The organism is Companilactobacillus sp. RD055328 (assembly GCF_022835675.1).
Taxonomy (GTDB): Bacteria; Bacillota; Bacilli; order Lactobacillales; family Lactobacillaceae; genus BQUT01.
The window spans coordinates 107,469-129,710 of the sequence record NZ_BQUT01000005.1 but is presented as its reverse complement, the minus strand read 5'-3'; the positions used below and the strand labels follow the sequence as shown (position 1 = coordinate 129,710).

Sequence of the window (22,242 nt, the reverse complement as noted above, 5' to 3'; positions counted from 1 at the left end):
CTAATGTTTAAAATGTCTTTTATTTGTAAACACCATGGCAATTCCATATTTATTAGCCATTTCAATTGAATCTTTGTCTTTTATTGAGCCACCGGGTTGAATAATTGCTGTAATTCCATTCTTAGCAGCTAATTCAACACAATCATCCATTGGGAAGAATGCATCTGAAGCCATTACAAATGGTGCTTCTTTTCCATTTTGTAAAGCTTGTTCAATTGCAATTTTTGCTGAACCAATTCTATTCATTTGACCGGCACCAACTCCTAAAGTTTTATCTTTAGTTGCTACAACAATTGCATTACTCTTCACATGTTTAACTACATGTTGAGCAAATATCATTGCTTTTATTTCATCGTCTGTTGGTTTAGTATCAGTTACTACTTCAATATCATTTGCCGTATCCACGCTCTTATCTATTTCTTGAACTAGCATTCCACCAAGCACTGAAGTGAATTCGAATCTATCAGATTTATTAGCTTTCTCAAAATCTAAAGTGATTAAACGAATATTCTTTTTAGCACTTAATATTTCAAACGCTTTTTTTGAAAAACTTGGAGCAATTACAATTTCTAAGAATATCTCATGCATCTTTTCGGCAGTTTTTTCATCAATTTCTTTATTAGATGCAATAACTCCACCAAAGATTGAAATACTATCTGACTCATAGGCCTTATTCCATGCTTCATAAATACTCTTTCCAATTCCTACACCACATGGATTCATATGTTTCATCGCTACTACACATGGTTCTTCAAATTCTTTGGCAATACTAATAGCAGCATTAATGTCTTTAATATTGTTATAAGACAATTCTTTACCATGTAATTGATTAGCGTTAGAAATTGAAAATTCAGTTGGTAATGCATTTTGATAAAAGGCGGCTTTTTGTTGAGAATTTTCTCCGTATCGAAGTTCTTCTTTGAAATCAAAGCTTTGAGTTAATTTATCCGGGAAATCTTCTTTAGTTAGATATTGAGCAATTAACGAATCATATTGAGCTGTATGTCTAAATACTTTTGCGGCTAATTCTTGTTTCAGATTTGATTCTTCACCATTTTTAATATCTTCAATAACACGATCATAATCTTTGTAATCTACAATTGAATATACAAATTTATTATTCTTGGCAGCTGAACGTAACATTGAAGGTCCACCAATATCAATCTGTTCAATTGCATCCTCTAGTTTAATATTTTCTTTTTGTATTGTTTCTTTAAAGGGATAAAGATTGACACAAACTAGTGAAATTGGACTTATATCATTAGCTTCTAAATCCTCAAGATGATTCTTCAAGTCAAGTCGCGCTAGAATTCCACCATGAATATTAGGATGTAACGTTTTTACTCTTCCATCTAACATTTCTGGAAAATTAGTTATTTCTGATACTTGAGTGACATCAATATTGTTATCTTTTAACTTTTTATATGTGCCTCCTGTAGAGATTATTTCAAAATCTAATTCCAATAATTGCTTAGCGAAATCTACCAAATTAGTTTTATCAGATACACTCAATAGCGCCTTTTTTTTCATAAGTTATTGCTCCTCATTTTATTTATTAGTTGATTAAGTACATGTGGATATAACAAATGTTCTTGAATATGTATACGTTCTTCTAAATCTTCTATGGTGTCCGTTGGAAGAATGGGCACTGCTACTTGATCGATAATGGGACCAGTATCTATTCCGCTATCAATAAAATGCACCGTTACGCCGGTTTGTTTAACTTTTGCATCAAAAGCATCTCTTATTCCGTGGGCTCCAGGGAAACTTGGTAACATGGCAGGATGAATATTAATTATTCTTTGAGGATATTTATTAAGCAAGGTATCTCCAACTATTCTCATATAGCCAGCTAGAATTATATATTCAACATTTAATTGTTTTAGATACTCATAAATAGTTTCTTCATATTCTTTTTTGGTCTTATATTCCGATTTATCTATTACTATCGTTTCGATTCCTCTTGCTTTAGACTTCTCAATAACTTTAGCTAACGGATTATCAGTAATAACACAGCTGATTACTAAACCAGCTTTTTTTAAATCTTTATTATCAGCAATAGCTTCAAAATTCGTTCCTGTGCCTGATGAAAAAATTGCAACTCTCATCTATTCTTCCACCAATTCTACTGACTCATTATTTTTACTAGTAACCTCACCGATAATATAAGAATCAGGAATCTCATTAAGTATTTCTAGACTATTATCATTTGAAACAATCAAGACCATGCCAATACCCATATTAAAAACGTTGAACATTTCTGATTCTTCAATATTTCCTAATTGGCTGATTTTTCCAAAAATCTCAGGTCTATCCCAACTATTTATGTTTATTTTTACAGCTAAGCTATCAGGTAGAACACGAGGAATATTTTCATAAAATCCTCCTCCAGTGATATGTGCTATTGCTTTTAATTCTTTTCTATTCAGTATTGGCAATAAATCATCTACATATATTCTTGTAGGTTCTAATAATTCTTGTAATAACTCATTATCATTTTGAAAATCATTATCTTCAAAGAATATTTTTCTGATTAATGAAAAACCATTAGAATGCACACCACTGGATTTAATCCCTATTACAACATCCCCAGCTTCAACATTTTGATGATTGAATAAATTACTTTTCTCAGCAATACCAACAGAAAATCCTGCAATATCAAAATGCCCATTTTCATATGTCCCGGGCATTTCAGCGGTTTCTCCACCAATCAGTTTAATATTAGCTTGTTGACAGCCTTTTATTATTCCTTGAATTATATCTTTGATTCTTGCTGGGTTCGTTACTCCTGAAGCAATATAGTCCATGAAATATAAAGGTTTTGCACCTTGAGCAATAATGTCATTTACACACATGGCCACACAATCTATTCCTATGGTGTCATACTTATCTGCCATTTCAGCAACTAATAACTTAGTCCCAACTCCATCAGTTCCTGAGACTAAAGTTGGCTCTTTGAGCTGTTCAGTATTTAAATCAAATACCCCACCGAAATTACCAATGTTACTTCCTTGTTGTTCTTGTAATTGTTCTTGTAATTGTTCTTTTATTTCATCTCTTACTTGATAACCGGCTTGAATATTTACACCAGATTTTTCATATTCATTTGCCATCTCTTGTCCTCAATCCTTTTAAATATTCTTCTTTGTAATCACAAATTGGTGCAGGATATTTCCCATCAAAATTTGATGTACATAAATTGATTCCAATAGATTCTTTTAAACCTTCAATACTTAAAAACTCTAAAGAATCACAACCTAATTCTTCTCGCATTTCAGACATCGAGAGATTAGCTGCAATCAACTCATCTTGACTCTTAATATCAATTCCATAAAAATCCGGATATTTAAGAGGCGGTGAAGCTATTCTTAAATGAACTTCAGTAGCTCCATTTTCTTTTAGTTTTTTAACTATTTGTCTACTAGTAGTTCCTCTAACAATTGAATCATCAACCAAAACTACACGTTTATTCTCTACAACGCTTTTCACAACTGATAATTTCTGATAAACGCCTTCTTCACGTAACTTCTGAGTTGGCTGAATGAATGTTCGTCCAACATATTGATTCTTAACTAATCCCATTTCATAAGGAAGTTTGCTTTGTTCGGCAAAACCACTAGCTGCTGACAATGATGAATTAGGAATTCCGATGACAATATCTGCCTTAACTGGAGATTCTTTTGCCAAACGTTTACCAGTTCTTTTTCTTGCTGAATGAATATTAATATTTTCAATATTAGAATCAGGTCTTGCAAAATAAATGAATTCCATTGCAGCTGGTTCTAAAGATGTTTTATCTGTGAAGAAATCTGATTTCATTCCGTTGTCATCAATTGTTACGACTTCACCTGGTTTGACATCCCTAATAAATTCCGCTTTAACTGAATCTAAAGCACAAGTTTCACTTGCTACTACATATGATCCATCTTCTCTTTGTCCAATAGACAATGGTCTAAAACCATTAGCATCACGAAGAGCAATCATTGAATTATCTGTTAATAATATATATGCAAATCCACCTTTAATTACGTTAGCGGACTCCTTAATTTTTTCTAACAAACTATTCTTCTTAGATTTTCTAATTAAATGCATTAATATTTCAGAATCCGAATTAGATTTAAATACAGTTCCTTCATCTTCCATCTGACTTCTAAGTGTCAAAGCATTTGTTAAGTTACCATTATGAGCTAAGGCGTAATTACCATCACCAAAGCTAAATAAAAATGGTTGAATGTTAGCAATATCTCCATTACCACTAGTAGCGTATCTTACATGACCGATTCCGTTACTACCTGATAACCCTTCTAATATCTGACTATTCTTAAAAACATCAATTAATAATCCTAGACCATGATGAGCATACATATTCTTTCCATCACCAGTTACAATTCCAGCACCTTCTTGACCTCGGTGCTGAAGATTATGCAATCCGAAATACGTTAATTGGTTAGCTTTTTCACTATTCCAGATACCAAAAATTCCGCATTCTTCGTTTAAGGAGCTCATTTCATTAGACATGGTATTGCACCTACCCAATCATCTTTGACTTCATCAATTGAAAATTGAACTTCGCTATCTTTAGTTTTTATATTTACTTTCTTGTTATCAATGACTTTTCCTATTAAATATGTTTTATCATTAGCCATTTTTTCAAATTCTTCTTTATTATCTGAACTTACAGTCACAATAAATCTTGATTGGCTTTCAGAAAATAACTGTGCATCTGTCATATCTAATTCAACATTAAATCCTAAATTATTATCGAATGCTGCTTCTAACAGTCCTGTTATTAAACCACCCTCAGATAAATCATGCGCACTTGCGATTAAATTGTTATCGATAAGCTTACTTACTAAGTTTTGATTATTTATTTCACTCTGCATATCAAAATTTAGAGCTCCACTTATATCGCCAGTTAGTAGCTTTTGTATTTCTGATCCCGAATAGTCATCTTTAGTCTCACCAATTAAATAAATCAAATCACAATCTTTTTTAAAGCTCTGTGTAGTCACTTTTTTCAAATCATCAATTAGTCCAACCATCCCAATCATTGGACTAGGATATATGGCTTGATCGTTTGACTCATTGTATAAAGAAACATTTCCGGAAATAACGGGAGTATTGAATTCTCTACAAGCTTGAGCAATTCCTTCAACACTTTGTGCAAATTCCCAATATATTTCAGGTTTTTCAGGATTCCCATAATTTAAACAATCAGTAATTCCTAAAGGCTTAGCTCCTGAAGCAACAATATTTCTAGCTGCCTCAGCTACAGCAATTTCTCCACCAATTTTAGGATCTAAATATATGTATCTACTGTTACAATCCGTAGTCATAGATAAAGCTTTATTTGTATTTGGTACATGAACGACTGCTGCATCACTACCAGGTTTAACAATTGTATTAGTCTTAACTTGAGAATCGTAAGTTTTATAAAGCGACTGTTTGGAAGCAATAGTTGGCTGTTTAAGAACTTCTTTTATTGTTGTTTTCAAATCCTTAACTTCAGGAATATATTGTGATTGATTTTTGAATTCTTCAATTCTCTTAGGCATTTTTTGTTCTCTAGTAACTGTAGGAACATCATCGATTAATGCTTTAACAGGGATATCTGCGACTTTTTTATCATTATGTATTAATACATAATCTCTATTCTCTGTTACTTCACCGATACTTACGGCATCTAAATCATATTTCTTAAATAACTCAATTACTTCTTTAACATTGTCTTTTTTCACACAAATTGCCATTCGCTCTTGTGATTCAGATAGCATTATTTCATAAGGTGTCATAGCTAATTCACTTTGTGGAACCTTACTTAGATCAAGTATTAAGCCGGTGTTTGATTTAGCAGCCATTTCAGCCGTTGAAGATACTAATCCAGCCGCACCCATATCCTGAATTCCAACTATCCAATCACTGTGTTCATTAATCAATTCAATACAAGCATCCATTAATAGTTTTTCCATAAATGGATCACCAACTTGAACAGCTGATCTTTGTGTTTCTTTGTCGTCAGCAAATTCATCTGAAGCAAAAGTAGCCCCATGAATTCCATCACGTCCAGTTTTTGCTCCAACATAGACTATTTCATTACTTACTCCAGTAGCTCTACCTTGTTGAATCTTTGAAATATCCATAACTCCAACACACATGGCATTTACTAGTGGATTACTTTGGTATGTCTTATCAAAATTAATATCTCCACCAACGGTTGGAATTCCAATACAATTACCATATCCACCAATTCCAGAAACAACCTCACTTATTAAATATTGCGTTTTACTATCCTTAATTTCACCGAATCTTAAACTATTTAGATTAGCAATAGGTGTTGCTCCCATTGAAAAAATATCTCTAATAATTCCACCAACACCAGTTGCAGCTCCTTCATACGGTTCTACGGCTGAAGGATGATTATGGCTTTCTGCTTTAAAAACGACCGCCTTATCATCACCGATATCAATAATTCCGGCACCTTCTCCTGGTCCTTGTAATATGTTCTCACCAGAATTTGGAAACTTCTTTAGAAGTGACTTAGAATTTTTATATGAACAGTGTTCACTCCACATAACAGAGAACAAACCGGTTTCAGTGTAATTAGGTTTTCTACCAATCAGTTTCAAAATCAAATTGTATTCTTCGTCTAATAGTCCCCATTGTCGATAAATCTTTTGATCATAAATTTCAATTGCGGTAGCTTCACTCATTATCTTCTCCTATCGGTTATTGATTAATGATTTAAATAAATGAATTCCATCAACTCCACCAAACAACGCATCCATAGCTCTTTCTGGGTGAGGCATCATTCCTAATATATTCCCGTCTTCATTTGTAATTCCAGCTATATTATCAACGCTGCCATTAACATTTTCTTTATATGTAAAAACTATCTGTTTATTTTTTTTGAGTTTGTTTAATGTTTCTTCGTCACAATAATAATTACCCTCACCATGAGCTACAGGTAATTGAATTGTTTCTTTGCCAGCATACTTGGAAGTGAATTTTGTGTCTTTGTTTACAACATTTAAATCTACTGTGTCGCAGACAAATTGCATTTTTTCATTTCTTATTAGACTTCCTGGTAATAACCCAGCCTCAGTTAATATTTGAAATCCATTACATATCCCGACTATTGGTTTTTTTTCTTTTGCAAATTCTTTTATTGCTTTCATAATAGGAGCAAATTTAGCGAGTGCACCACTTCTTAAATAATCGCCATAAGAAAAACCACCAGGTATAAGAACGGCATCAAATTTTTCTAAACTAGTTTCTTTGTAGTTAACATATTCAACATCTTCATCTGTATATAAGTTAATAGCCTTATATAGATCTTCATCACAGTTAGATCCTGGAAAAACAATCACCGCAAATTTCATGAATTATTCTCAACTTTCTTTAATTCATAACGATATTCTTCCATATTCGGATTAATTAACACTTGATCACAAATTGAATCCACTATTTCATTAACATCATCTTCATTTGCCTTTATCGTAAAAGTAATAAATTTATCAATTCGCACATCATTAATATCAGCATCAATCACTTGATCTATAATTTTTTGAACTGCAGTTCCTTGTGGATCTAGAATCGACTTCTTATAGGTTACAAATACCTCAACAGAATACATTTTTATTCCTCCAAAGTTTTTCTTAGATTTATTAAAACTGTTTTATATACATCAGTTAAATCGCCTTTTTTCTGACGAAAAACGTCTTTATCAAACGATTGTGTTGTTCCTTTAGACCATAACCGACAATTATCAGGAGAAAACTCATCAACAAGAATAATTTCGTTATGAAATACACCAAATTCCAGTTTAAAATCCACTAAATCAAATCCTGACTCATTAAATATCTTAATTAGTAAATTATTAATGGTATTGGTCATACCTTTAATTTCAGATATTTCTTCTTGGGTAGCAATGTTTAACCCAACTATTTGCGAATCATTGATAAAAGGGTCGTCTAATTCATCAGATTTGTAATAAAACTCATAAATAGGATTCTTTAATTTTTCTCCATATGTAAGATCGAATTTTTTAGAGAAGCTACCAGCTATGTAATTTCTAATAACTACTTCTAATGGAAAAATTTTTGATTTCTTTACTATTTGAGTAGTCTCATTTTTATTTTTTATGTAGTGCGTCTTAATACCTTCTTTTTCAAGATATTGAAAAATCAATGTAGATATTTCTAAATTAAGTTTGGCCTTACCTTTGATAATTTCTTTACGTTTACCATTGAGAGCTGTTGCTTGATCTTTATAAACAATTTCTAGTACATCTTCTTCATCTGTTTGAAAAACATCTTTTGCTTTTCCTGAATATAAAAGTTCATTCATAATAGCCTCTCTACTTATTCCATATTTTTGTTTCTTTTAATTCTTTAATGGTTTTTTCTACGTCATCAGTTAACAAAGTGACATGGCCCATCTTTCTATTATGTCGACTTTCTTGTTTCCCATAATCGTGATAGTGCCATGCATTTTCTTGTATCAATAAGTCTTTAACCTGATCAATGTGTTGTCCTAAGACGTTTATCATCACTGCCGATTTCAACAACTGAGGTCTTTGTAACGCCATATTACAAATTCCTTTAATGTGTAAATCGAATTGTGAAAAGTCACATGCTTCGATGGTTAAATGCCCTGAATTATGAGGTCTAGGTGCAATTTCGTTAACATATAATTTGTTGTTTTTATCTATAAAAAACTCAATTCCCATTGTTCCCACGAGTTCTAAATTAGTCGCAATTTCTTCGGCATTTTTATTAATTAATTGTTCCATTTCTTTTGTAATACGTGCAGGAGTAATGCTTATATGCAAAATATTTTCACGATGTTGATTCTCTATTATTGGAAAAATTGCTGTATCTCCAGATTCATTACGTGAAATGATCACTGATACTTCCATCTTGAAATCAACCACTTTTTCTAGAATCAAACGTGCTTTACTTGCTAATAACGAACTAGCCTTTTCAATATCTTTTTCACTATTAATAACTACTTGCCCATGTCCATCATAGCCACCTGTTGCTGTTTTTAAGATACATGGAATGCCAACTTCATCTATGTATTTTTTTAAGTTAGTTTTATCTTTTATTTCTACGAAATCAGCAATTGGATGATTGTGCCTTTTTAAAAACTCTTTTTCCATCACCCTATTTTGTGAAATTTCTAATGCCTTAGTTCCTTGGGGTACATATGTATTTTCTTTGACTTTATTTATCGTTTTAACATCAACATTTTCAAACTCATAAGTTAAAACATCGCATCTCTTAGATAATTTAATTATTTCTTCGATGTCATCATACTCAGCCTCAATTACTTCATCAGCAACAGTAGATGCTGGACAATTATGACTTGGATCTAAAACAATGACTTTAAAATTCATTTCTTTAGCTGATAAAGTCATCATTTGTCCAAGTTGACCACCACCAATAATTCCAATCGTCTGACCCGGTTTTATTGATTTAAGAAAGTTCGTCATTACTGTTCACCGCCATGTCATGCATCTCTTTTTTGAATTCGGATAATCTATTTTTGTACTCGTTATTATTAAGGGCACAGATTTGCGTCGCATAAATTGCTGCATTTATTGCACCAGGTTTTCCAATGGCTACAGTTCCCACTGGCACTCCAGCTGGCATTTGTACAATTGACAATAGAGAATCAATTCCATTCAAAGTTTTAGTCATCATAGGTACACCGATTACTGGTAAGTTTGTATTCGCTGCAAGCATACCTGGCAAATGCGCTGCACCTCCAGCTCCAGCAATTATGACCTTTATTCCGTTTTCTTCGGCTTTTTTAGAAAAATTTGATAATTCATTCGGCATTCTATGTGCTGAGATAATACGAGTCTCATAAGCAACACCTAGTTTTTCTAGCGTTTCTTTTGCATGTTTCATAACATCCAAATCTGAAATTGAACCCATAACGATTGCAACATCCATTATAATTCGCCTCCTACTAATTTTAATTACATCATAATCTTAAAATTATTATTTTTCAACACAATTGACGTATATTTATTATTAAATATATACTAATGTTCGTGTTTAAAACGAGAAAAATAAAAAAACCAAGATTTTCCATATAGGAATTTCTTGGTTTTAACTAAAAACTATTTTTTGTTTTGTTGTTTCATTGCAGTCATCATTTGATTTAATTTCTTTTGAGAAGGTTTTTGACCCATTTGAGCCATCATCTGTCTCATCATATCAGCATTGATAGGTGGATTGTCTTCAAAATATCTCTTCATGTACCAGCGAGCGATAAAAAATCCCCCAGCAAGTCCAATTAGTAATGCTACAAGTCCAACGATAATTGTAATTATATTCATTTACTAGAACTCCTTCTTTTCAATATTTAAATTGTACACAATATTATTGTAAAAATAAAGCTATTAATTGTCTCTTAAGCCTTTTTCACGTTGAATATCTTTAACTTTTTCAGGAGTTACTTCATTACCTTCATCATCAAACACTTGCATCATTTCTACTTGTGATTTAAAACTTTCACGGAAATTCTTCAAGAATTCTTTTCGAAGCTTTGCTCGTTCTTCTGTTTCAGCTTCAGTAAGTTCTCCTTCTTTTGCTTTTTTGGCTAGTTCATTTATTCGTGCTGTAAGTTCTTGATTATTTGACATTTATTAATTCCTTTCAAAAATACGAACATGAGTTTGATTAAGAACTAATGTTCTGATATTATTATAGTATAAATTAAAGAAGAGGTATAGCTATGACGACTCCGTCTGGTTCAAAACAACTAGAAATTTTACAATGCATCAATGATTACGTCGGTAGACGTGGCTATCCACCAACTGTTCGTGAAATTTGTGATAGTGTTCGCTTATCCTCAACTTCAACAGTCCATGGTCACCTTTCAAGACTTGAGAAGAAAGGTTATATCTTCAGAGATCCTGCTAAACCTCGTGCTATAGAAGTTACTAGCAGTGGTCTTGAAGCAATCGGCGAAACATCTAATGAAATTCCTTTACTAGGAATAGTCACTGCTGGTGAACCTATTCTTGCTGTTGAAGAAGCGACTGATTATTTCCCTATCCCACCTAACATTACAAATGATGGACGTCCCTTATTCATGTTAACAATTAGTGGAACAAGTATGATAAATGCTGGAATTCTTGACGGCGATCAAGTAATTGTTCGTAAACAAGAAACAGCTGCTAATGGCGAAATTGTTATTGCTATGACAGACGAGAACGAAGCTACATGTAAGAGATTCTATAAAGAAGATGGTTACATTAGACTTCAACCTGAAAACGATGAACTCGACCCACTTATCTTTGATAATGTACATATTTTAGGTAAAGTTGTTGGATTATACCGATCAGATATATATTAATAAAAGTCCTCATTGAGGGCTTTTTGTTTTATCTTAAAATAAAAAAGCAACCATACGGTTGCTTTTTTATTATTTTCTAGTTTTTTCTGCAATTCTAGCTGCTTTACCATGACGATCACGTAAGTAGAACAATTTAGCACGACGTACGCCACCTTGTCTGATAACTTCAATCTTTTCAACACGAGGTGTGTGTAATGGGAATGTTCTTTCAACACCAACACCACTACTCATTTTACGTACAGTATAAGTTGCACTTACACCAGAACCACGTCTTTTAAGTACGACACCTTCGAATAATTGAATACGTTCGCGAGTTCCTTCAACAACTTTGGCATGTACTCTAACAGTATCACCAGCTCTGAAATCAGGAATATCTGAACGCAATTGGCTCTTAGTTAAATCTTGAATTAATTTGTTCATAAATGTTTCTCCTAAATCGACACTCGTAAAACCACTAAGATCCCAGCGGAATATCGTTAATCTGTGTTTCAAACACTATAAAATAATACCTTAGAACATTATAAAAGTAAAGCCTCTTTATAATAAATCAGCCTTTATTTCACGTAACATTTTTTCTTCTTCATTGGTAAATTCACGATTCTCTAATAAATCAGGTCGTTTAAGATATGTCTTCTTCAAAGATTCGCGCAAACGCCACTGGCGAATTAACTCATGATTTCCACTAGTTAATACTTCCGGAACCTTCATCCCTTTATAATCAGCTGGTCTTGTATATTGAGGGAATTCCAACAAATCATTACTAAATGAATCATCATACGCTGAAATATCATTGCCCAATACACCTGGAACAAAGCGCATTGTGGCATCAATCATAATCATTGCTGCCAACTCGCCTCCTGTTACCACGTAATCCCCAATGGATACTTCATCAGTAACAATTGTTTTTACTCTTTCATCATAGCCTTCATAATGACCACAAATAAAAACTAATTCTTCAGCAGTAGCAAAGTCTTTTGCCATTGCTTGATCGAATTTCTTCCCAGCAGGATCTAATAAGATTACTCTTTTTTTTGTATTTGATTTACTTTCAATATCTTCATACGCATCGAGTATTGGCTGAGCTTGTAATAACATACCAGCACCACCACCATAAGGTGCATCGTCAACGGTATTATGCTTATTATCTGCATAATCACGAAAATCTACAGTTTGAATATCTACTAATTCTCTTGTTTGTGCTTTACCAATTAGAGATTCATTTAGCGCATCAAACATGCGCGGAAAAATTGTTAGAATATCAATTTTCATTAGTTAATTAACCCTTCTGGAAGTTCAACAATAACCTTTCCATCTTCAAGGTCAACATTTAGTACAACTGATGGAATATATGGAATCAAAACTTCCTTATATTTTTTTGACTTAACTACCCAGACATCATTGGCACCTGGTGACATAATTTCTGATACTTTGCCAAGTTCTCCAAGATTATTATCAACAACTGTTAATCCGATAATATCGCTATAATAAAATTCACGTTCACCTAAATCGTCAGCTTGACGTGTAGCTTTCAAAATTTTATTACGATATTTTTCAGCCTCTGTTAAATCTTTGACTTCGGCAAACTTAATTAAATACATCCCTTTATGAACACGAACAGATTGTATCTCCATTGGTTGAGTTTCATCTTCAAGAAATAAAGTGTTTCCTTTTTGGTATCGTTGTTCTGGGAAATCAGTAATTGACATGATTTTCACTTCACCTTTGATACCATGAGTTCCCACTATTTTTCCAACATTATATAGTTTTTCCATTATGACCTACTTCTTTTTAGATAAATAAAAAGGACCAAAATAAAACTATTGTTTTATCAGATCCTTTTAAAAAATTGACTATTTTTTTGCCATTTTGTATTCGTGGAACTTCTTCATAACACCTTGTTTTTGAAGTAAGTTACGAACAGTATCTGAAGGTTGAGCACCTTTTTTCAACCAATCCATGATAACTTCTTCATCAAGTTTTAGTTCATCTTCTTTGATTGGGTTGTAGTAACCAACTTCTTCAATAAAGCGACCGTCACGTGGTGCACGTGAATCAGCAACAACTACACGATAAAATGGTTTTAATTTACTACCCATACGTTTCATTCTAATCTTAACTGACATGTATATGTCCTCCTGTATGTTTCTTAACAAAAAATAGTATATACGAAAACTTTAAACCTGTAAAGTGTTTTTTCTTTACACTTATGATTTAAATCGTTTTACGTTCTTAAGACGCTTCTTCTTGTTCTTCTTATTACGTTTAACCATTGAATTCATAGCCATCTTACCCATGCGACCTTGAATTCCATTTCCAAACATTTGATCCATACCAGCCATATTACCTTTGTTCATCTTCTGCATCATATCGCTAGCTTGTTTAAATTGTTTAATCATGCGGTTAACTTCTTGAATACTGCGTCCTGAACCAGCAGCAATTCTGCGACGACGTGAAGGATTCAATAATTTAGGATCTTCACGTTCTTGTGGTGTCATTGAGTAAACTATAGCTTTTAAATGTGCCATATCTTTCTCACCGAAATTAACATTAGCCATAGCCGGATTGTTGGCCATACCTGGAATCATCTTCATAATTTCATCCAGAGGTCCCATTTTTGAAACTTGGTCCATTTGATCAATGAAGTCGTTAAAATCAAAAGAATTCTCTTTGATTTTTCTGGCCATTTTTTCAGCTTGTTCTTGGTCATAGTCAGTCTGAGCTTTTTCAATCAAGCTCATCATGTCACCCATACCCAAGATACGACTAGCCATACGATCAGGATGAAAAACTTCTAATTGATCAAGTTTTTCACCTTGTCCAATAAACTTAATTGGTTGCCCTGTAACTTGTCTAATAGATAGCGCAGCACCACCACGAGTATCACCATCAAGCTTAGTAAGTACAACACCAGTAATACCAAGTTGAGTATTAAACCCATCAGCAACTTTAGCCGCAACTTGACCAGTCATTGAATCAGCAACAAATAAGATTTCATCTGGGTTTGCTAATTCTTTAATGTTATGTAATTCATCCATCAATGTTTGATCAATTTCTAAACGACCAGCGGTATCGATGATTATATAATCATTCTTATTTTCATCAGCTACTTTAAGTCCATCTCGAACAATATCAACCGGGTTTTTATCAGTTCCTTCTTCAAAAACAGGTACTTCAACTTGTTGACCAACTGTTTTTAACTGGTCAACAGCAGCTGGACGATAAACATCGGCGGCAATAAATAATGGACGAGCTTTTTCATTAGTTTTTAGGTATTTAGCCAATTTACCAGCTGTAGTAGTTTTACCTGCACCTTGAAGTCCAACCATCATAATAATTGTTGGTATATGTTCTGATTTATTTAGCGGAACAGCTTCTTGTCCCATCACGGCAGTCAATTCTTCATTAACAATCTTAATCACTTGTTGCGATGGTGTTAAGCTATCTAAAACTTCACTACCAACAGCACGATCACTTACTGTTTTTACAAACTTTTTAACAACATCAAAATTAACGTCAGCTTCTAATAATGCTAGACGAACTTCTCGCATCATTTCTTTGACGTCAGTTTCACTTATTTTACCTTTACCACTTAGTCGCTTAAAAGTTTTTTGTAATCTATCACTTAATCCTTCAAAAGCCATATTGTTCCTCACTTACTATCGGTTTGATAATGCATCTAGTTTTTTTACCATTTTAACGAGTTTTTTGTCATTTGGATAGTTATCATTCACATAATCTTGTAATTCATTGGTTAACTCATTTTCTAATATCGTATTATTAACCATTCCAAGATTATTTTCATAATGCTTTAAGATATCTTCACTGCGTTTTAAATTATCATATACTGCTTGTCGACTAACATTAAACTGCTCAGCAATTTCACCAAGCGACAAGTCTTCTGCATAATATAAACTCATATATTCACGTTGTTTATCAGTTAACAACTTAGAATAAAAATTAAACAAAATATTCATTTGTTCACTTTTTTCTAATTCCATTAATTATTCTCCGAAATCAAATCTTTAAACATACCGTAGACAAATTTTTCAGAATCAAAGTTACGCAAGTCATCCATTTGTTCGCCAAGTCCTACTAACTTAACAGGAATATGAAGTTCATTCTTAATAGCAAAAATGATACCACCTTGTGAAGAACCATCAAGTTTTGTCAAAACAATACCAGTAACATCAGTTGTTTCATTAAACTGACGAGCTTGACTAATAGCGTTTTGACCAGTTGTTCCATCAAGTACTAATAATACTTCTTGTGGTGCAGCAGGTAGTTCACGACTGATTATACGTTTAATTTTTTCTAGTTCTCGCATCAAACCTTCGTTATTTTGCAAACGTCCAGCTGTATCAACTAATAAAATATCATAATTTTCTTCTTTTGCTTTTTTAACTGCATCAAATGCAACTGAAGCTGGATCGGTATGTGCAGCAGAAGCAACAACCGGAACATTAATACGTTTACCCCAGCCCTGTAATTGTTCAATCGCACCGGCTCTAAATGTATCACCAGCAGCTAGAAGAACCTTTTTGCCTTCTTGTTCAAACCTATGTGCTAGTTTACCAATTGTTGTGGTTTTACCAGCTCCATTAACACCAACAAAAAGTATTACAGTTGGATCAGTATCCTCAGAATAATTCAAACTATTATCAGTTTCATTTTCTTCATAAATGTTAACAAGTTTTTCAATGATAACATTTGATACTTCAGCTTTAGATTTTGCATTTTGAAATTTAACTTCTTCTCGTAATTCTTCAGAAATACGCATAGCTGTTTCAAAACCAACATCAGATTCAATTAGTGTTTGTTCTAAATCTTCGAAGAAGTCCTCATCAACAGAACGAAAACTTGCCAAAAATGAATTTATACGACCCGAAAAATTTGAACGTGACTTTTGTAGCCCTTCATCATATTTTTCAGTATCAGTAACTACTTCATTTTCTTTTTCAATTTCTACTTCAGACTCAATCACCTCTTCTGAATCAGAATCACTTATTAATTCTTCAACAACTTGAGACTCTTCAATGATTTCTGTTTTTATTTCTTCGTTTTCAGATTTCACTTCAGGTTCATTGTCTTCTGAGGTTGTTTCAACAATTGATTCAGAATCTAATTGAGATTCTTCAGAAATGACTTCTTCTGAAGTGATTTCCGGTTTTTCTTCACCAACAATTGCTTTCTTTAATTTATCAAATAAGCCCATTTATAATCACCTATTCATTTTCTTTAACTTCAACTGAAACCATTTTGGAAACGCCGAGTTCTTCCATTGAAACACCGTATAAACGGTTTACATTCATCATTGTACCCTTACGATGCGTAATAACAATGAATTGTGTATTATCATCGTATTTATTCAAGTATTTCGCAAATCGATAAACATTAGCATCATCTAACGCTGCTTCAACTTCATCCAAAATACAGAATGGTACAGGTTTAACCTTAATAATAGCAAAAAGTAATGTGATTGCCGTTAATGCACGTTCTCCACCAGATAACAGACTAAGTCTTTGGAATTTTTTACCAGGTGGTTGAGCAATAATCTCAATTCCTGTTTCTAATAGATCATCTGGATCTGTTAGCACTAGTTTAGCACGTCCACCGGCAAACATTTCAGGGAAAATAACTTCAAAAGAAGCTGCTACTTGGTCAAAGGTTTCTTTGAATCTACGTGAAACTTCATCATCCATCTCTGACATAGTATTTTTTAGTTGCTCACGAGCATCTAATAAGTCCGCTTGTTGTTTATTTAAAAATTCATAACGGTCTTTAACTTTGTCATATTCAGTAATAGACGCAATATTGACGTCTCCTAATTCAGCAATACCCATCTTAAGTAACTTGGCATCTTTTTTCATAGCTTCTACGTCAATATCGTTATCTTTCACTTCAGCAAAAGCTTCTTCAAAAGTAGTTTTATATTCTTGACTTAGAATTTCTAGTCGACTATCAATAGCATTATTAGCTTTAGTCAATGCAATAGCTGTATCTTCTTGTTCATCAGATGCATTTTTTTGTAGTTGGAAATTACGACTAGCTGCTTGAGCTAGTTCATCTGATTGGCTTTCTAATTCAGTTCTAGTTGAACGTAGATTCTCAATATCAGATTTTAACTTACTTACTTCATCAGTAAGTTCTGCTAGTTGTTTTTTGCTATCAGCATGTGAATTAACAATTTCATTTTGTTCATTGTTTAAAGAATCTAATTGTTCTTGTGCCTGACATAAACTATTAGATTGTTTTTTAAACTCATTACGTTGTCGATGTAATAAGTCTTTTTTATTATCCAACGTATTATTAGCAACAGCTATTTGTGTTTGATAAGTCTGAATTCTTTGATTAATAACCTCTTGTTCTTTACCAAAGTTTTCTAGTAAATCATTCTTATCATCAGTTTTTTCTTTGATGTCCTTAAGTTTTTGATTAACTAAAGTATTATTTTCTTTGTTCTCAGCTAAATCTTTAACAACATCGTCTAATTCACTTTCATTAGTGCGAATTGTATATTCAACCGAACTTATATCTTGCTCTAAACGATGTAACTCATCAGTGAGTTTAGTTAATTTTTGTTCAAAATCATGACGTTTTACATCAACTTCTTGAATATCTTTTTGTCGAAGTGTTAATTGTTCTTCACTAGCTTTTTTATCAGTCTTTAATTGATTCAATTGTGATTGAAGACCATCGGCTTTAAGTTGTAACTTATCAATAATTTTCTTCAAATCATCAAGTTCTTGCGTACGACTCAATAAACTATTGCCACGTTGTTTAACTTGTCCACCAGTTAAAGACCCACCAGGACTTAAAATGTCTCCTGCTAAGGTTACAATTCTGAAGCGATGACCAGTTGCTTTTGCAATAACAACAGCATTATCTAAATTATCGGCAATTAATAGGTTTCCAAAAATATTTTCAACAATATTTTTTACATCACTATCATATTTCACTAGATCAGAAGCAACACCTAAAAATCCCTTATTACTTATCGATTTTAGTGTATTACTGTCAATTTTACGGGACTTAATAATATCTTTAGGCAAGAATGTGGCACGACCTAAATTCCCCTTACGCAAGTAAGAAATTGCACTCTTAGCAGCATTCTCGTCCTTTGTAACTATAGACTGCAATTGATTACCTGAAGCTACCTCAACAGCCATTTGATATTCTTTTGGCACTTGAATTAACTCAGCAACAGCACCGATTACACCAGATAATTGTTGCTTATTATTTAGAACACTCTTTACTCCTTGGAAGAAACCAGCATGATCATTTGATAGTTCCTCAAGTGCTTTTTTCTTAGCAATAGCTTGTTGTAGCTTTGCTAATTCATTCATGTATTGTTTTTCAGAATCTGTAATTTGCGACGTTAAACTCTCATCTGTTGCTTTTAACTTATCAAATTCATTTAGAATACCTAAATTATTCTGATCGAACTCTGTGACTTCTTGTTTAAACTTTTCAATTTCAGTTTGCTTAGCAGCTTTTTGCTTTGAAATTTGGTCTAAATCGGTTTTAGATTCAGCAATTAATTTTTCAATACGGTCTTTTTGAGTGGTTAAGAAATTCACATTATTATTATTTGTAGTCTGTTCTTGTAGAGCATTCAAATAATCTCCACGAAGTGCCTCAATCTCTTCACGAATTGAATCTGGAGTTTTATTTTGTGAATTAGTAATCTCAGATAACTTCTCTGTTAACTTATCTACTTCACTCTTAGCTGTTTCATATTCAGTATTAGCTACTTCAATTTCGGTTTCAAGTCTATTAGTCTCAGTAGTTAAAGCTTTAATCTGTTCTTCTAATTGTTGACGGTTTTGATTATTAAATTCATTACGCTCATCTGTGACAGCTTTTTGACCATTAATAATTTCTAATTGTCTGGTTTTTTCTAAAAGAACTTTATTTTTGGTATCAAGTTCTTCAGAAAGCTTAGCAATATTAGCGCGATTTTCTTTAACAGCAATATCCGATTTTCTAACGTCTTCTTCAATTCTGTTAAGTGTATTCTTAATATCAATTGATTTTTGACTAAATTCTTGTCTACTGATATTAAAATCATTTATCTCAATAGCTAAAATTTCTTTATAGATTTTGTCATATTGCTCTTTTTGATTCAAATAATCGTGAGCAATACTTGCTTGTTCTTTTAGCGGTTCAACTTGAGCAGAAAGCTCATGTAAAATATCTGATACACGATTCAAATTATCATCAGTATCAGTTAATTTCAATTCAGCTTCATGTTTCTTCTGCTTATAAAGGGCTACACCCGCGGATTCTTCAATAATTGTACGACGATCAACTGGTTTACTATTAAAGATTGCTTCAACTCGACCTTGAGAAATAATTGAAAATGATTCACGACCTAATCCTGAATCTAAGAACAATTCAGTAATATCTTTTAGACGACAACTCTTATTATTGATATAAAACTCTGATGAGCCGTCTCTAAATAAACGGCGCTTGATCAATACACGATCAAACTCCGTTTTTAAATCTTGTTTTGAATTATCAAACTCAAAAATTACTTCGGCACGGTTCATTGTAGATCGAACAGAACTTCCGGCGAAAATGATATCAACCATCTTATCCCCACGAAGACTTTTGGCTGACTGTTCCCCCATTACCCAACGAATACCTTCTGTGATATTGCTTTTACCACTACCGTTAGGTCCAACAATTCCTGTAATACCTGAAGTGAATTCAATTTTAGTTTTATCCGCAAAGGATTTAAATCCATTTAATGTCAGCGATTTTAACGGCATCAAATTCTCCTTGTCTTACCCTCATTAGTTCATTTGGTTTAATGCTTGTTTAGCCGCATGTTCTTCGGCTTTTTTCTTACTTGTGCCTGTTCCTGTAGAAACAATTTTATTATTTACCACAAGTGCTATTTCAAATTTTTTCTCATGTTCATTGCCAGTTTCAGAAATAACTCGATACTCTATTTCAACTGATCCAGATTCTTGTAGTTTTTCCTGTAATAAAGTCTTGTTATCACTGCGATCAGAAAACTCTCCAGCGTCAATACGAGGGAAAACAATCATATTCAAGAATTCAATGACTTTTTCCATTCCTTGATCAAGATACAAAGCTCCGTTAAAGGCTTCAAAAACATCCTCAAGTAATGAATCACGTTGTCTAGCTCCTTGACGTTCTTCACCTTTACCTATTTGAATATATTTATCTATTCCTACAATACGTGAGAACTTAGAAAAACTAGCAGTACATACGATAGCTGAACGTAATCGAGTTAGATTGCCTTCAGGCATTTCAGGAAAATGCTTAAACAAATATTCCGAAATTGATATTTCTAAGACTGCATCGCCAAGAAATTCTAAACGTTCATAATCTTCTAATTTTAGTTCTTGATGTTCATTTGCATACGAAGAATGTGTTAATGCTGTTTCTAGTAAATTATGGTTCTGAAATTCAATATTGTATTTCTTATGTAATTCACTTGTGAATTTTGAATCTATCATTTAATCAGACACCTCTCAAATATTTATATTATACCTTTTTTGTCATAAATTATGAACATTTACACACAAAAAAAAGACCCTTAGGGTCTTTTATTGATTGCTGTTAATATATGCTACTGCTTCACCAACAGTTTTGATTTTTTCAGCATCTTCATCTGATATTTCGTTTCCAAATTCATCTTCTAGTTCTAGCGTGAATTCAACCAAATCAATTGAGTCTGCATCTAAGTTATCTTTAAAGTTTGTATTAGCAGTAATTTGGTCAGCTGGAATATCAAAACGATCAGATACTAAGCCAACAATTTTTTCCATAATTTGTTCTTCAGACATAATCTCTACCTAGTTTCTTAATTAATTATCAAAATAATAACATATTTGATTAGTCATTATAATAGTCATTTACTTGTTCAACGATTTTCTTATCCAACATATCTCTAATTTGTCCAATAGTGTAATAGACAGCTCGTGCGTCCGCATTACCATGTGCCTTTACAACTGGTGCTTTCAATCCAAGTAAAACTGCACCACCAGATTTTGAAGTATCAAACATTTCACGTAATCCGTTTAGTGATGGTGAAACAATCGCAGCTCCTAACTTTGTAACAATTCCATTTTCAGTTAGAGCTTTTTTCAATTGCCCCATTATTATTTTAGAAGTACCTTCAATTGCTTTTAAAGCAGCATTACCAGTGAATCCATCAGTAACAATGATATCAACTTTTCCAGTAAGAATTTCGTTAGATTCGATATTTCCAACAAAATTAATATTTTCTAAGTTTGACAATAATTGATACGCATCTTTATGCATATCATCGCCCTTATCATATTCTTCACCATTATTTAGAAGTGCGACAGTTGGATTATCAATACCTTTGATTTCTTTTGCATAAAAAACACTCATTGTAGCCCATTGTTCAAGATAATTAGCTTTAGCCGAAGCATTCGCACCTGAATCAAGATATAACACACCGTCATTTTCATTTGCGACAGGTAATGTTGACATTAGTGCCGGGCGATCAACTTTTTTAATACGTCCAACGACAAATATTCCAGCTGCAAGTAATGCTCCAGTATTTCCCAAGGAGAAAACAGCATCATTTTCTCCATCCTTCACAGATTTGGCAGCCATAACCATTGAAGATTGCTTTTTAGATCTAATGGCCTTTACTGGCTCATCAGTACCTAGAATAACTTCATCTGAATGTACAATAGTTATATTTTTAGTATCTTTAAGATATTTATTGATTTCTTCAGTTTTTCCATAAAGTGTGAACTCTAAATCATCATATTGATCACGAGCTTTTTCAACACCTTCAATAACAACTTGAGGAGCGTTATCTCCACCCATTGCATCTACTGCTATTTTCATAAGTTCTCCTCTATT

Annotated in this window: 24 protein-coding genes; 1 reads left to right on the top strand and 23 read right to left on the bottom strand. The window is 32.9% G+C overall.

Features of this window, described 5'->3' with window-relative positions; translation table 11 throughout:
• The 12 genes from purH to RD055328_RS02760 all read right to left on the bottom strand — a co-directional run bounded on the left by purH (nt 1) and on the right by RD055328_RS02760 (nt 10,654).
• Nucleotides 1-1,530: a bifunctional phosphoribosylaminoimidazolecarboxamide formyltransferase/IMP cyclohydrolase gene (gene purH, locus RD055328_RS02815; RefSeq protein WP_244087295.1), complete on the bottom strand. Its 1,530-nt coding sequence runs from the start codon at nt 1,528-1,530 to the stop codon at nt 1-3.
• Nucleotides 1,527-2,108: a phosphoribosylglycinamide formyltransferase gene (gene purN, locus RD055328_RS02810; RefSeq protein WP_244087294.1), complete on the bottom strand. Its 582-nt coding sequence runs from the start codon at nt 2,106-2,108 to the stop codon at nt 1,527-1,529. The genes purH and purN overlap by 4 nt, the downstream gene beginning before the upstream one ends.
• Nucleotides 2,109-3,113 carry a phosphoribosylformylglycinamidine cyclo-ligase gene (purM, locus tag RD055328_RS02805; RefSeq protein ID WP_244087293.1) on the bottom strand — a complete coding sequence of 335 codons (1,005 nt, stop codon included), beginning with the start codon at nt 3,111-3,113 and terminating at the stop codon, nt 2,109-2,111.
• The gene (gene purF, locus RD055328_RS02800; protein ID WP_244087292.1) at nt 3,103-4,518 is read right to left on the bottom strand and encodes an amidophosphoribosyltransferase; all 1,416 of its coding nucleotides are present in this window, start codon (nt 4,516-4,518) and stop codon (nt 3,103-3,105) included. Before purF ends, purM begins: the two co-directional genes overlap by 11 nt.
• Nucleotides 4,503-6,710, bottom strand: a complete 2,208-nt coding sequence (gene purL, locus RD055328_RS02795) for a phosphoribosylformylglycinamidine synthase subunit PurL (protein WP_244087291.1) — start codon at nt 6,708-6,710, stop codon at nt 4,503-4,505. The genes purF and purL overlap by 16 nt, the downstream gene beginning before the upstream one ends.
• Before the next feature lie 9 nt (nt 6,711-6,719).
• Entirely contained in the window at nt 6,720-7,379 is a 660-nt protein-coding gene (purQ, locus tag RD055328_RS02790; protein ID WP_244087290.1) for a phosphoribosylformylglycinamidine synthase subunit PurQ, read from the bottom strand.
• Nucleotides 7,376-7,633, bottom strand: coding sequence for a phosphoribosylformylglycinamidine synthase subunit PurS (gene purS, locus RD055328_RS02785; protein ID WP_244087289.1), 258 nt, complete (start codon nt 7,631-7,633; stop codon nt 7,376-7,378). The genes purQ and purS overlap by 4 nt, the downstream gene beginning before the upstream one ends.
• Nucleotides 7,634-7,635: 2 nt before the next feature.
• Complete coding sequence (gene purC / locus RD055328_RS02780) at nt 7,636-8,346, bottom strand: phosphoribosylaminoimidazolesuccinocarboxamide synthase (RefSeq protein ID WP_244087288.1); 711 nt, start codon at nt 8,344-8,346, stop codon at nt 7,636-7,638.
• A gap of 10 nt (nt 8,347-8,356) precedes the next feature.
• A complete protein-coding gene (gene purK / locus RD055328_RS02775) occupies nt 8,357-9,493 on the bottom strand; it encodes a 5-(carboxyamino)imidazole ribonucleotide synthase (RefSeq protein WP_244087287.1) in 1,137 nt (378 codons plus the stop codon).
• Entirely contained in the window at nt 9,477-9,959 is a 483-nt protein-coding gene (gene purE, locus RD055328_RS02770) for an AIR carboxylase family protein (RefSeq protein WP_375708061.1), read from the bottom strand. The genes purK and purE overlap by 17 nt, the downstream gene beginning before the upstream one ends.
• 170 nt (nt 9,960-10,129) lie before the next feature.
• The gene (locus RD055328_RS02765; RefSeq protein WP_244087286.1) at nt 10,130-10,348 is read right to left on the bottom strand and encodes a YneF family protein; all 219 of its coding nucleotides are present in this window, start codon (nt 10,346-10,348) and stop codon (nt 10,130-10,132) included.
• A gap of 63 nt (nt 10,349-10,411) precedes the next feature.
• Nucleotides 10,412-10,654: a DUF896 domain-containing protein gene (locus RD055328_RS02760; RefSeq protein WP_244087285.1), complete on the bottom strand. Its 243-nt coding sequence runs from the start codon at nt 10,652-10,654 to the stop codon at nt 10,412-10,414.
• A 92-nt stretch (nt 10,655-10,746) separates the two neighbouring features.
• On the opposite strand from RD055328_RS02760, the gene lexA reads away from it, so the two are divergent.
• Nucleotides 10,747-11,370 carry a transcriptional repressor LexA gene (gene lexA / locus RD055328_RS02755; protein ID WP_244087284.1) on the top strand — a complete coding sequence of 208 codons (624 nt, stop codon included), beginning with the start codon at nt 10,747-10,749 and terminating at the stop codon, nt 11,368-11,370.
• 69 nt (nt 11,371-11,439) lie between these two features.
• Here lexA and rplS read toward each other — a convergent pair whose 3' ends face one another.
• The 11 genes from rplS to plsX form a co-directional block, all read right to left on the bottom strand.
• Nucleotides 11,440-11,790, bottom strand: a complete 351-nt coding sequence (rplS, locus tag RD055328_RS02750; protein WP_244087283.1) for a 50S ribosomal protein L19 — start codon at nt 11,788-11,790, stop codon at nt 11,440-11,442.
• Nucleotides 11,791-11,907: 117 nt separating this feature from the next.
• Nucleotides 11,908-12,639 (bottom strand): tRNA (guanosine(37)-N1)-methyltransferase TrmD, encoded by a 732-nt coding sequence (trmD, locus tag RD055328_RS02745; RefSeq protein WP_244087282.1) that lies wholly within the window; start codon nt 12,637-12,639, stop codon nt 11,908-11,910.
• Nucleotides 12,639-13,142, bottom strand: coding sequence for a ribosome maturation factor RimM (gene rimM, locus RD055328_RS02740; protein ID WP_244087281.1), 504 nt, complete (start codon nt 13,140-13,142; stop codon nt 12,639-12,641). Before rimM ends, trmD begins: the two co-directional genes overlap by 1 nt.
• A gap of 78 nt (nt 13,143-13,220) precedes the next feature.
• Nucleotides 13,221-13,493 (bottom strand): 30S ribosomal protein S16, encoded by a 273-nt coding sequence (gene rpsP / locus RD055328_RS02735; protein ID WP_244087280.1) that lies wholly within the window; start codon nt 13,491-13,493, stop codon nt 13,221-13,223.
• An 81-nt stretch (nt 13,494-13,574) separates the two neighbouring features.
• Nucleotides 13,575-15,011, bottom strand: a complete 1,437-nt coding sequence (gene ffh, locus RD055328_RS02730) for a signal recognition particle protein (protein ID WP_244087279.1) — start codon at nt 15,009-15,011, stop codon at nt 13,575-13,577.
• 15 nt (nt 15,012-15,026) lie between these two features.
• The gene (locus tag RD055328_RS02725) at nt 15,027-15,368 is read right to left on the bottom strand and encodes a putative DNA-binding protein (RefSeq protein ID WP_244087278.1); all 342 of its coding nucleotides are present in this window, start codon (nt 15,366-15,368) and stop codon (nt 15,027-15,029) included.
• Entirely contained in the window at nt 15,368-16,582 is a 1,215-nt protein-coding gene (gene ftsY / locus RD055328_RS02720) for a signal recognition particle-docking protein FtsY (protein ID WP_244087277.1), read from the bottom strand. Before ftsY ends, RD055328_RS02725 begins: the two co-directional genes overlap by 1 nt.
• Nucleotides 16,583-16,592: 10 nt before the next feature.
• Nucleotides 16,593-20,141, bottom strand: coding sequence for a chromosome segregation protein SMC (gene smc / locus RD055328_RS02715; protein WP_244087276.1), 3,549 nt, complete (start codon nt 20,139-20,141; stop codon nt 16,593-16,595).
• A gap of 24 nt (nt 20,142-20,165) precedes the next feature.
• Entirely contained in the window at nt 20,166-20,858 is a 693-nt protein-coding gene (rnc, locus tag RD055328_RS02710; RefSeq protein WP_244087275.1) for a ribonuclease III, read from the bottom strand.
• 90 nt (nt 20,859-20,948) lie between these two features.
• Complete coding sequence (acpP, locus tag RD055328_RS02705; protein ID WP_244087274.1) at nt 20,949-21,188, bottom strand: acyl carrier protein; 240 nt, start codon at nt 21,186-21,188, stop codon at nt 20,949-20,951.
• Between the two features lie 49 nt (nt 21,189-21,237).
• On the bottom strand, nt 21,238-22,227 hold the full coding sequence (plsX, locus tag RD055328_RS02700; protein ID WP_244087273.1) for a phosphate acyltransferase PlsX: 990 nt from the start codon (nt 22,225-22,227) through the stop codon (nt 21,238-21,240).
• Nucleotides 22,228-22,242: the final 15 nt, after the last annotated feature.